The 12,164-nt window shown below is 57.4% G+C and carries 10 protein-coding genes; 3 read left to right on the top strand and 7 right to left on the bottom strand.

Annotated features, from left to right (window positions below):
• Nucleotides 1-211 precede the first annotated feature (211 nt).
• Nucleotides 212-3,085 (top strand): calcium-binding protein, encoded by a 2,874-nt coding sequence (locus BFP70_RS18325; protein ID WP_066013249.1) that lies wholly within the window; start codon nucleotides 212-214, stop codon nucleotides 3,083-3,085.
• A gap of 87 nt (nucleotides 3,086-3,172) precedes the next feature.
• Here the strand turns inward: BFP70_RS18325 and BFP70_RS18330 are convergent, their stop codons facing one another.
• From BFP70_RS18330 to BFP70_RS18340, 3 genes are all read right to left on the bottom strand, one after another.
• Entirely contained in the window at nucleotides 3,173-3,751 is a 579-nt protein-coding gene (locus BFP70_RS18330) for a CHAP domain-containing protein (RefSeq protein ID WP_066013251.1), read from the bottom strand.
• Between the two features lie 331 nt (nucleotides 3,752-4,082).
• A complete protein-coding gene (locus tag BFP70_RS18335) occupies nucleotides 4,083-5,249 on the bottom strand; it encodes an N-acetylglucosamine-6-phosphate deacetylase (protein WP_255356779.1) in 1,167 nt (388 codons plus the stop codon).
• Nucleotides 5,185-6,099 carry an ROK family protein gene (locus tag BFP70_RS18340; protein ID WP_066013255.1) on the bottom strand — a complete coding sequence of 305 codons (915 nt, stop codon included), beginning with the start codon at nucleotides 6,097-6,099 and terminating at the stop codon, nucleotides 5,185-5,187. Before BFP70_RS18340 ends, BFP70_RS18335 begins: the two co-directional genes overlap by 65 nt.
• A 198-nt stretch (nucleotides 6,100-6,297) precedes the next feature.
• Here BFP70_RS18340 and BFP70_RS18345 point away from each other — a divergent pair, with 198 nt between their 5' ends.
• A complete protein-coding gene (locus BFP70_RS18345; protein ID WP_066013258.1) occupies nucleotides 6,298-6,786 on the top strand; it encodes a molybdopterin-dependent oxidoreductase in 489 nt (162 codons plus the stop codon).
• An 11-nt stretch (nucleotides 6,787-6,797) separates the two neighbouring features.
• Entirely contained in the window at nucleotides 6,798-9,323 is a 2,526-nt protein-coding gene (locus tag BFP70_RS18350) for an ATP-binding protein (RefSeq protein WP_066013262.1), read from the top strand.
• Nucleotide 9,324: 1 nt separating this feature from the next.
• Here BFP70_RS18350 and BFP70_RS18355 read toward each other — a convergent pair whose 3' ends face one another.
• The 4 genes from BFP70_RS18355 to BFP70_RS20525 all read right to left on the bottom strand — a co-directional run.
• Nucleotides 9,325-10,281: a D-2-hydroxyacid dehydrogenase family protein gene (locus BFP70_RS18355; RefSeq protein ID WP_066013264.1), complete on the bottom strand. Its 957-nt coding sequence runs from the start codon at nucleotides 10,279-10,281 to the stop codon at nucleotides 9,325-9,327.
• A gap of 3 nt (nucleotides 10,282-10,284) precedes the next feature.
• Nucleotides 10,285-11,106 (bottom strand): 3-keto-5-aminohexanoate cleavage protein, encoded by an 822-nt coding sequence (locus BFP70_RS18360; RefSeq protein WP_066013266.1) that lies wholly within the window; start codon nucleotides 11,104-11,106, stop codon nucleotides 10,285-10,287.
• Nucleotides 11,107-11,203: 97 nt separating this feature from the next.
• Nucleotides 11,204-11,986, bottom strand: coding sequence for a TIM barrel protein (locus BFP70_RS18365; protein WP_083217613.1), 783 nt, complete (start codon nucleotides 11,984-11,986; stop codon nucleotides 11,204-11,206).
• A 22-nt stretch (nucleotides 11,987-12,008) separates the two neighbouring features.
• On the bottom strand, nucleotides 12,009-12,164 hold a 156-nt coding region (locus tag BFP70_RS20525; protein ID WP_176715475.1), incomplete at its 5' end, for a 5-deoxy-glucuronate isomerase.

The raw sequence follows: 12,164 nt of genomic DNA on the forward strand, positions 1-12,164 counted from the left end.
CCTGCCCGCCTGCGGCACGCACACGCATTGCGCATGCATGGCACATATTAATCACCCTAAAGTTTTATTTCCTTGCGCCACCATAGGCTTAGCAATGAATTGCCTTAAAAATATCATTCTCTGCTATATTTAGAATTTTACACGTCAAATTCCTGCCCAAATCCGCCCGGATAACCGTGAACGAAATAGGTATCTTGGGAAGAGTTGGCACATGTCGAATACATCCGCGCTCAATATCATCAATCTGCAGGTTGTCGCTGAAGATCAGATGACGGCGGATAAAGCCGATGGCAGCTATGCCGCCAATGTCGCCTCTGACGCGAAATACTATTTCTGGCAAAGCAGCCTGCAGACGATTCCGATTGGGATGGATGGCAATCCCGAACAATTCGCAGCCAAGATCAGCGAAGCGTTGCCCGGCGTGAATACCCTGCGCCTGCCCTTTAATGAATTCAGCTTTAATGCCGATGGCACCCTGCATGAGCAATATGAGCGCTTTCTGACCGCCGCTGCGGCCGAAGGATTTCAGATTATCTTCACCTATGCCGGTGGCGATGCACAACGCTTTGACGATGGTGGCTCGGGGGATGCGGATGCGATTTATACTGCGCTCGATGGGCATATTTATGACGGTATGGAGCAGGGTTGGTCCAATTTAACCGCCTGGCTGGAAGCCCATACCGATGTCGCCAGCGCGGTCTATGGTTTTGAACTGGCAAATGAACCCGCCACCTATGCGCGTGGGGCAGGCCTGGATGATCTTGCAACGTCACACCGTTTCGTGGAACTTTATGCGACCCATATGGCGGAATTGTCCGACCTGATCGGCGCCTCACTTGGGGGGAAATTTCTGGTCGGAGGCTGGAGCTACTCTGCCGGGTTTGACGATCTGGCCAAGGGCGATCTGGGCGGGCTTAGCGCGCTGGAATATTTGCGTGTCTCACTGGGGGAGGATCTGGTGTGGGCGTCGCATCTTTATCCGGGCTGGGGTGACACGGACCAGGCCACAACCACGGCCGAATTGGACGCGATGCTGGAAGCGCATTACGCCATCTTGGGTGATGATGACATCATCTTGACCGAAACAAACGCGAATGGCGCATTCGCAGATAATGTTGCGGAAATCGACAGCGCCATCTTCCTGTTCTCCCGCAGCCACGAATGGTTCGCCGAGGCAGGTATTGGCGCCGCATGGTTCCCCGGTGTGGAAACAGGTGGATCGAATTTTGTCGTCATCGACGCGAATGGAAGCCTGCGCTATCTGCATGCAAATTCCCTTGGCCACGGCTTGAACCTGTTTTCGCTGGGCGAGGCCCCGGCGGACCACGAGAATGACGAGGCGATCACGACGGATATCGTCGCCGCGCGACTGCGCAACGAGGCCTATCAGGAAAATCCATTGGGCTTTGACGATGTGGATGGCGTCGGCTTTGGTTATGGCTACGGCGGCAATGACACTATTACAGGCCATGACCGGATTGCCGATTTCGCCTATGGCGGCACAGGCGATGATGTGATTGCCGGGCTTGGCGCCGATGACCATCTTTATGGCCAATATGGTGCAGACAGTTTGTCCGGCGGTGACGGTCATGACCATCTGTTTGGCGGCGATGGTGATGACGTGCTGGCCGGCGGCCTGGACAATGACCAGCTGAACGGCGGCGATGGCGCTGATCTATTTGTGCATACAGGCGGGTCCGATGACATCACCGATTACCGTCACGCCGAGGGTGATCGACTGGATCTGGGCCAGGGCGCGCTGGAATTTGCAACCCTTTTGTCGTTGGGCACCGTGACGGATGCGAACGGGAACGGATCACAGACCGACCTTGTGATCACGACCGACAGCGGACAGGTGACGCTGTATAATTTCACCGTGTTGAATGCCGCAGATATTGCGGCAGCAGGCAGTGCGGTACATGGAACGGGCGCGGCAGACACCTTGTCAGGCACCGCAGAAGACGACGTGATCATTGCGGGCGCCGGCGATGACACGCTTTTGGCCGGAGCGGGCAATGATACATTGCAAGGCGGGGCCGGTGACGACTATTTGCATTCGGGCAAATACGGCGCGCAGCTCGAAGGTGGCGCCGGCAATGATGAGCTGTTGTTGATCGCATCAAAAGGCGGCACCCATATCGCCAGCGGCGGCGAAGGCGCAGATGTGTTTCGCATCCTTGGCACCTCTGGCAGTAAAATCGCTAAAACGACGATTACCGATTTTACCGCAGCCGAAGATAGCATCATGATTGACGGTGTGGATTTGGCCACGCGCTTGGCCACCGGGCTTGCCGATGGCTCCGCTAGCCTGCTGCAAGACGGGACCGATGTGGTGATCACATTCAGCCCCACCCAAAGCCTGACATTAAGTGACATGCAGGCCGATGCACTGATGAGCACCTTAGGATTGGGCCCGACACAGGTGACGACGCTTTCCGTTGAAGACACCCTGATCGACGGTTGGGTCGATGCCAAGGGGATCGCCGCCACACAGGGTGCGGATTTGCTGACGGGCACCGATGTGCAGGATATCATTGTCGCAGGCAGCGGCGATGATGTGATCCATGCCGGACGCGGGGATGATCAGGTGTTCGGCGGCAGCGGCAACGATTTGCTGACGGGCAGTGCTGGCGATGACACGCTGGCCGGGGGCACCGGGAATGACACCCTGACAGGCAATAAAGGCGCAAATGTTCTTATCGGGGATCATGGCGATGACCTGATCCAAAGCGGGCTTCACGGGTCCAGCCTGGACGGCGGCACCGGATCAGATGTCTTGGTTTTTGATTTGGCACGCGGCGCAGACCATATTGGCACAGGCGGCGCAGATGCAGATATGTTCCAATTTGACAATACGGCAGGGGCCCGTACCGGATCGGTCACAATCACTGACTTTGAGCTGGGCGTAGACCAGTTCCGCATTGATGGCACCATGGGTGGCGAGTGGCTTAACGACGCTGTCGCCGCTGGCACGGCCACGATCACCCAGGTCAATGGCGACACGGTCGTGGATGACCTGATCGGCGGCGATCGCTTTGTGTTTCAAGGCATCACGGCAAGCGATTTTGAAGAAAGCCTATTGTGATATAAAGCCGGGCCGCATCTGTTTCGGTACGACCCGGCTTAGAGCTCCGTTGGGAACGACCCGCCTGAATTACCTGCGAAAGGCGGATTACCCCTGTGCAAGCGGCAGGATGAACCCATAGATTGGATAAGTGCTGCCATATGATTGCGCGTTGCTTTTGACACGGACGGCAGACCAGTCGTTGTTTTCCGACACATCCATGACTTCCATGCCAAGCGACACCTTGTTGCGCTTCCAATTGGCATGGTCAATTTGGATGATCCGCTCTGACACCACTTTGGACACAACGGCCACATGCCCCATCGGCATTTTCCGCGTTCCTTGGAAGACCATCACGGCCCCTTCGGCGGGCGTGTTGCGCTGCGGGTAAACCCCTTGTGCGCTGCGCCACCAGGTGCGCGCATTGCCACGGATTTCAACGCCACTGGCATTGCGGGCAAAAGGCACGCACCACACACGCTGGCCCCGGGCATCCATTTCTAGCGCGGTGCGGATGGCGTATTGTTTACGCTCATTGTCCAGACCTGCAGGCCGCGCATGTTCGGGCGCAAAGCTCATAGAACCCATACGTCCATCGGGCGCCTTGGAACAGGCCGTCAGGGTCAACATAGTGGCGCATGCAAGCAGCAGCCCACGAAAAGAGGTCATCGCGAATTTCACGCTCATCTGTCCCGAATAGTTTTTGCTATGCCCATGTGCTCCGGGCTGTTGACGAGCGTTTGAAGGATTTTGTGGTTAAAACAAAGAGGGCGTATTTTTCACCGGCGGAAACTTGCCAAATTTTTGCAAATGGTCGGGAACAAATTCCCTTGTCCTACGTTTCTTCCTGTTGAAAACATGATGTTTTACGGCAGGTATACGGCCGGTGCCGGACGGCATGAGCCGCACTCACTCACCGCGGCCTGACCTCACGCGGGACGGAGCGGCGTTTACCAAAGCGCGCGAAAAGCACTGCTTCACAGAATCACGCACCCCGTTTTCGCGGTGTTTTGGCGGCTTACAAAAACCTGTCTGGGTCGCAACGATGCAAGTCCGCATCCAAAATCAGCACCTCCTCCAGCGGGGTGCCTGGCGCGATCTGTGGATGGTCCAATCCCATCACATCGCGCGGGGTGATGGCCGCCATCTGATAGGCGTCGTGCAAGTCCAATCCAACGTTCACCACCGCATTGCGCAGACATGTCACCAGATCAACATGCGCCCCGGCCAGCGCCCCCTGCGCATTGACCAAAGCACCGTCCCGGACCAAAATCTGCTCGCCATAAAGTTCAAATTGATCAGGGCCGCCAATCGTCGCCATCGCATCTGATACCATGAACATCCGATCCTTTGGCCGGGCCCGGCAGGCCAGCGCCACCATATCCCAGGCGACATGATGCCCGTCGATGATAATGCCACTGTAAGCGTCTGACAAAATCGCCGCCGCCAGCAGGCCCGGCGCACGTGAGCCCATCTGCGGCATTGCATTATACAGATGCGTCACGCAGCCAATCCCCAATGCAAACCCGGTCCGGGCCTGCTCGGCACTCGCCGCACTATGGCCAGCGGACACGACCGCCCCCAGCTTCACAAGCGTGCGAATATCGTCCCCGGCAACGCATTCCGGCGCAAGCGTGACCTTTACCGGCAAATCCCGCGCCCGCAGTTTTGCCACGATATCCAATGTATCGCGGTCAAAGGCCCGGATATGGTCCGCGCTATGCGTGCCGCGCCGTGACGGGTTCAGATGTGGCCCTTCCAGATGCAGTCCGACAAATCCTGGCAGCCCCTGCGCCGCCAACGCGGCATCGGCAGCCCGGTGCATTTTCGCGGCCTCGCAGGTGATCAATGTCGGCATCACCCAACCTGTGCCCCGCGCCCGCTGTGTCGCCACGATATGGCGGATCGCGCTGATATCCGGATTGGAGTTCAACATAACCCCGCCGCTGCCATTCACCTGCAAATCTGTCAGCGCGGGCGCGACCAGTGCCACCTCCTGATCATAGGGCTGTTTCCGAAAGGGCTGGATTGCGCGGATCGAAGTCGCATCCATATGCACAAGCTGATCGGCGCACATAGCGCCGTCCCGCCACAGCTGGCGTGCCAATATCGCCACCATGTCATCCCCCTCGCAGCTGTTGTGTTGCAAAGATCGCTGCGCCCCTTGCGCCAGAGCTGTCGCCATGTTCCGCCAAAGCGATCTGCGGCAAAGGGCTGGTGCCAAGGCGGCACCGTTCCAATCCGCTTTGCAGCCGATTCAGCACCCCCGGAATCTTGGAAAGCCCGCCGCCTAGGACAATCACGCCCGGATCATGGTTAAGATGAAGGTCCAAAAGCAGCTCTCCAGCCAGATCTGACCAGGTGTTCAAAACCTGCTTTGCCACGAAATCTGTTTCTGCCAAAACCACCAGATCGGGCACCGCGATGTCCCTCGACAAGGCCTGCGCAGCCATCCATGACAGCCCGGGACCGGCCAAATAGGCCTCATAGCATCCCAGCTTTTTGCAGCCGCATTGGCGCAAGGGCAGGCCCGATTGCGCCAGCCACCTGGCCGGCACGCCCAGATGCCCCACCTCCAGCGCGAGCCCCGTACAGCGGGGTATCAGACGCCCGTCAATTGCCAGCCCTGCCCCAACACCGGTGCCAATAATCAGCCCCAGAACGCTGTCATATCCCTGCCCGGCACCCAGCGTCGCCTCAGATAAAGCGAAGGCCAGACTGTCGTTGACCAACGCCAAAGAGCACCCTGTCAAGGTTTTAATATCATTGACTAAATTAGAGCCAGAAAGCGGCAGATTTGCGGCATATATTTGCTGCGTTTGCGGCGCCATAATCCCAGGGAAACCAATCCCAATCGGCAGCGTGCCACCCGCCTGTTCATGCAACCATCCGATCTGCTCTGCCAGCGCAGCACACAGCCTGTCGTAACCCTCAGATGGGGTCGCAATTCGCCGTGTCACACAGGTATTGAACCCGGCATCAAACAGCCGCGCCTCGATCTTTGTGCCGCCCAGATCAATTCCGCCCGATTGCATTCAACCACGCCCCCGCCACCCTGCTTGCGCTTGATCTAGTCGCAAGCGCACACAGCACGCAAGCCATTCGGCCAAGGTCGCATGAAATTAAAATATGTTAAATTCCTAACATATTTTAACCAGTTAACCCGAATGCGCCCCGGAAAACCCTGCAATTATGCGAGTATATTTCGTGAACAATGATGATTCGAGGATCCCATGCGCGCCATTCTTGTCTGCCTAACATTGGCCATCGCACTCCCTTTCGTAAGCGCGCGACCCTCAGTCGCGGGTGAAACGATATTGACGCTTGAAGGCGAGTTCGCGTCAGGCCATCAAACCCATGAATTCGACCTGGATGCGCTATCCGCGCTGCCTGGGAATAATTTCACGACAACGACAATCTGGACCGACGGACCGCAAGATTTTCGCGGCATCCCACTGCGTGACCTGCTGGAGCAGTTTGGCATTGATAGTGGCACATTGGTTGTAACCGCGATCAATGATTACGCGGTCTCGATCCCCGTATCAGAGATCCTCAATAGCGAAGCGCTATTGGCCTATGAACGCAACGGCAAACCAATGTCTGTACGCGACAAAGGCCCGTTATGGGTCGTCTATCCGTATGATTCCAGCGAGGAGCTTCGGACAGAGGTCATTTATACACGCAGCGTTTGGCAGGTCGCCAAGCTGACCGTCGACGAGTAAGCGACATTCAGATGCGGCTGTTCGGCGCGCCCTCCTTCAGATCCTCAATTTTGAAGCAGGTTTCTGCTGCCGTAGCCCTATGCCTATTGATCTTTGCCCTGAATGCAATCTATCGGCACGGCGTTCAGGTCAAACATCAAATTGACGCCCTCTCCTACGCCAATGCGGACAGTCAACAATGGTCGCTCGTACAGCTGGATGTGGAATTCGGTCAGATGGAGCGCGCTTTGCTGCGGCTGGACCCACAGCAACCCGACACGATTGACGCGTTCCTGAAACGGTTCGATATCTTCTACAGCCGTGTGGCAATCGTCGGAGAGGGGCAAAGCTTTCAGCCCATATTTGTAGATGCAGGGGCGCGCGAAGATTTGAAGAACGTACAAGCGTTCCTTGCGCAAACTGCGAATTTAATTGACGAAAACCGGGCTGATCTGCCGCGCGAACGCAGCAATCTTCTGGCGCAAATGGGCAGCTTGGAACAAGATGTGCGCGCGATGACCCTGATGGGCCTGAAAGTGTTTTCCGATCAGGTCAAGCTGCAGCGGGAACAGGTGTTCCACTCTTTGGTAAAGCTGGCTCTGCTGACAGCCGCACTTATTCTTGCCATCAGTGCGGGCCTTGTCGCGCTTTGGTTCCTGTGGCGCTTTGGCAGCCGCGCCGCACAGTCACTCGGCCGGGCAAAGAACCGGTTGGAGGCGATGATCGGCACGTCTCTAGACGCCGTCATTGTAACCGATGACACGTTGCATATCACCGAATTTAACGGCGCCGCCGAAAAGATTTTCGGCTATGCCCGTGACGAGGCGATCGGCTTGCAATTGTCACGCCTTATCACCCCTGACCCCGATGACAGCACGAACCCTTATCCGTTTGGCCAAGGTCTTGTGAAACTCCTTGCCAAGCGTGACGATGGCACCGTTTTTCCAGCCGAGCTGTCCATCGCGGCCACGGAAATCAGCGCCGCACGAAGCTATGTGACATTCCTACGCGATATCTCGGCGCGCGAAGCTGCAAGGCGCGAACTTATCGCCGCGCGCGATACCGCGATGGCGGGCGAACGCGCTAAGGCACATTTTGTTGCGGTGATGAGCCATGAGCTGCGCACGCCGCTAAACGGGTTGCTGGGTACGCTTGAACTGATCCGCGACACCGATCTAGACGCGCGACAGGCCCGCTATATTGAAGCGATGGACCAATCCGGTCAAATTTTGTTGCATCATGTCAATGACGTGCTGGATGTCGAGCGACTGGATGCCGGAAAGCTGAAGTTTGAAAATGTCGCCTATGCGCCTACGGATATTGTGCATAAGATTTTCGTCGCGCAAGAAAACGCTGCCACGGCACAGCGGAACAAGCTGGAACTGGAGGTCGTCGGCCCAGAAATCGGCCTGTTGATGGGCGACCCAACGCGCGTCCGACAACTGATGGTCAACTTGATCGGCAATGCGATTAAATTCACCAAAGATGGCCTAGTCCGTGTAGAGCTGCAGCACGACCGGGTTCAAAATTCTTTGGAAATTCGGGTGATCGATACCGGAATCGGGATCGCTCGCGATGATCTAAACCGTATTTTCGACGACTTTTTCGCTGCCAATGCCACTGTTTCAGATGAGATTGCCGGCACCGGTCTGGGGCTGGGCATTGTACGCCGCCTGATTGAGGCGATGGGCGGCACATATGGCGCCGAAAGCGAATTGGGGGAGGGATCTGTTTTCTGGGTTACCCTGCCCGCGAAACCCGCGCGCAAACTGCAGGGTGCCGCATCTTCCGTTGTGCAACTGCGCCAACCGCCGAAAGATATCCCCAGCCATGATATTTTGGTAGTGGAAGACAATCCGCTGAATCGCGTGGTGATGCGCGAAATGCTTATTCGGGCCGGGCATTCTGTTTGGGAGGCAAAGGACGGACAAGCCGGCGTCGATATGGCGCAGGAACGCGTTTATGACGTGATCTTAATGGACCTGAATATGCCCGTTATGAATGGCCTAGAAGCCACAAGGCATATCCGCGGAAATCCCGGCGCCAATCAATACACCAAGATCATTGCCGTTACCGCAAATGTGCTGCCAGAGGCGGTTGAAAATCTGCTGCAAGCGGGCTGTGACAAGGTCATTTCAAAACCCATCACGCGCGCGGCGCTCTCCACCGTTTTTGATGGCACACGAATGCCCGGATCAACCGCCCCCGACCCGAATACAGTCCAGCTTTTGGACAGTGCCGTGCGTGCGGATTTACAAAGCACTTTTGGTGAGAAAGCCTTTAGTGAGTTGCAACAAGACTTCCTGACCGAAGGTCGGATGCGTCTGGCCTTGTTGCGCCAATTGGTCGATGCCGAAGACATGACGCAATATGCCCAGCTGGCGCATCGCTTTGCCGGGTCCTCTGCAATTATTGGGATCTGCGGATTACACCGCATCTTGAAACAACATGAGACGCTGGCGACCGAAGGCAAGACTGAAAAAATTCGTGAAGGTTTGGAACAGCTTGCTGCGATTTGGGCAGATACTGAAAAAGTGCTGAGCCTGAAGGCGGGCTAACTTAGCTTAGCACACGGATCGGCTGGCCCGCGAGGTAGGCGCGCACCGCCTCCAAGGTCTGGTTGTAAAACAGGTGCCATGTCCCCTGGCTGACATACCCCAGATGCGGCGTCATCAAAAGTCGGGCACCAAATTTTGCCTGCGCCGCGCGCCAGGGATCATCCGCAGGCAGCGGCTCCACCTCAAAGACATCAATCGCGGCTTGGGCCTTAGGATTGTTCGCCAGCCAATCGCACAGCGCATCCCGCTCCAACAGGCCTGCGCGCGATGTATTCACAACCAGCGCATCCTTGGGCAATGCCGACAAAACATGCGCGTCAATCAAGCCAGCACTGCGCGGCGACAACACCATATGCAATGACAGCACATCCGCGCCCGCCGCCAGATCCCGCAACGAAGGGGCACGTTGCACGCCAATCTCTTGCGCGCGTTCTTGCGTCAAATTCGGTGACCACGCGCTAACCTGCGATCCAAATGCCTGACACAGGGTCGCGACTTGCCCACCGACATTTCCAAGCCCGACCAGCCCAATCCGCAACCCTGCCATGTCCCGCCCAATACCCGTCTGGAACCCGCCAGCCGCCAGCCCCTGCGCCGACGCGATCAACCCACGCCCCTGCGCCAATATCATCGCCAGGGTCAGCTCGGATGTGGTGGTTTTGCGCGATTGCGTGCCACAGACAGTCACACCGCAGGCCCGTGCCGCGTCCAGATCAATCGACAGGTTGCGCGGCCCGGAGGTCACGATCAACTGCAAACGCGGCAAGGCCCGGATCAGCGCGGCGGTCATCGGCATCCGCTCTCGCATGACGCAGATGGCCTCAAACTCTTGCAACATCGCGGCCTGTTGCGCGGTGGGAATGGGGTCGTTGAACACCACGACCTCGGCGGCCAGACTGTCCCAATCGGCCAGATCCGCCGCCACTCCTGCCCAATCATCCAAGACCGCAATGCGCATCGGTTACAGCCCCAAAAGGGCGCGCGCCTGCGCCGGGGTAGCCACGGGGCGTTCATATTTCTCGCATAGATCGGTCGCCCGTTTGACCAGCGCCGCATTTGACGGGGCCAGGTGGTCGCGATCCAGCCGGATATTGTCTTCCAGGCCAGTGCGCGCATGCCCACCGCTGGAAATCGACCATTCATTGATCGTCAGCTGATGCGGACCAATCCCGGCCGCACACCATTCCGCATCGGGCACCAACCGCTTGACCGTTTGAATATAGAAGTCGAATACCTCGCGGTCGACGGGCATCGCATTTTTCACCCCCATAACAAACTGCACATACAGCTTGCCGGGAATGCGGCCATCGCGATTCATCTCCGCCGCTTTAAAAATATGCGACAGATCAAAGGCTTCGATTTCGGGCTTCACGCCATAGGTTTTCATTTCCGACGCCAGCCAATCCACCAGCTGCGGCGGGTTTTCATAAACCCGCGTCGGGAAATTATTCGATCCCACCGACAAAGACGCCATATCGGGCTTTAGGCTTAACATGCCGCCACGCGTTTCGCCTGCGCCCGAACGCCCCCCGGTTGAGGCCTGAAAAATCATATCCGGGCAATGTTTGCGCACTCCCTCAATTAGCTGCGCAAACAGCTCGGGGTCGGAACTGGGTGTCTCATCCGGGTTGCGCACATGCGCGTGGCAAATGACCGCGCCCGCTTCATAGGCCTCATGCGTGCTTTCAATTTGCTGCGCAACCGTGACCGGCACGGCCGGATTGTCGCTTGTCTTCGGCAGCGATCCGGTGATCGCAACGCAAATCATGCAAGGTTTGGTCATTCTTGGGCTTCCCTAAACAGACAGGCGCATTCAGCGCCCATCCAGTTGTTGCATGCCACGCGGAAATCTCCAAGCACTTCACCGCAAAACCAGCAGGTTACAGCGTGAAGGCGGCAACAAACGCATCCAGCGCCAGATCGGCATCGCCCTTGGCAAAGGCCTCCATTGCAACGGGGCCATCATATCCCATATCGCGCAGCGCCCGCGCCACAGCGGGGTAATTGATTTCACCCGTGCCCGGCTCGCACCGGCCCGGCACATCCGCCACCTGAATTTCACCGATCCACGGCTGACAGGCCTGACACAGTTCAATCAGGTTCCCCTCACCGATTTGCGCGTGATACAGGTCAAGGTTCAGCCGCACACGCGGATGGTCCACCGCACGCACTAAGGCCAGCGTCTCTTCTGCACGTGCGAAGGGCACTCCAGGATGATCCACCGGCAGATTCAGGTTTTCCAATGTAAAGACGACCTCTTCTTGATCCGCTAGATCCGCGATCCGGCACAGCGTATCGCGCGCTTTCAGCCACATCGCCCCGGTCGTCACCTCGCTCGGCAGCACCGGCAACCCGCCGTCACCCAACCCCGTGCCATGCAAATTCAGCCGCGCCACGCCCAACTGTTTTCCAACCTGCGCCGTCTCCCGCGCAGAGGCAAGCAGCAGATCCGCCCCGTCATCATCCGCCAAACGGCCCTGTAGATAGCCGTTCATAATCGAAAATTCAGCGCCACTGGCCTGCAACTTCTGCAGATCATGCGCGGGCCAATCCCACAGCCCAACCTGCAAGCCACGTTCCGCCAAACGCGCACAACGCCATTCAATCGGCTTATCGGGCCATAACATCTCAGCACAGGCGGCAAGGGTAAATCTATGTGTCATCATTCGGTCTCCGGACCTCTTTTCACATGAGGTGTTTGACTTCTGGTGCGGGTTGGAATTTCCAGTTTCTGCGTGGTCCTGCCATGACGTTTAGGTAATACATCTCAAAGCCATGTGGTGCACCGCAGGGGTGGTGTCCGCGCGGGACGCAGACGACATCGCCATCGGCGACGGCCAT

Source organism: Thioclava sp. SK-1 (assembly GCF_001705665.1).
Lineage (GTDB): Bacteria > Pseudomonadota > Alphaproteobacteria > Rhodobacterales > Rhodobacteraceae > Thioclava.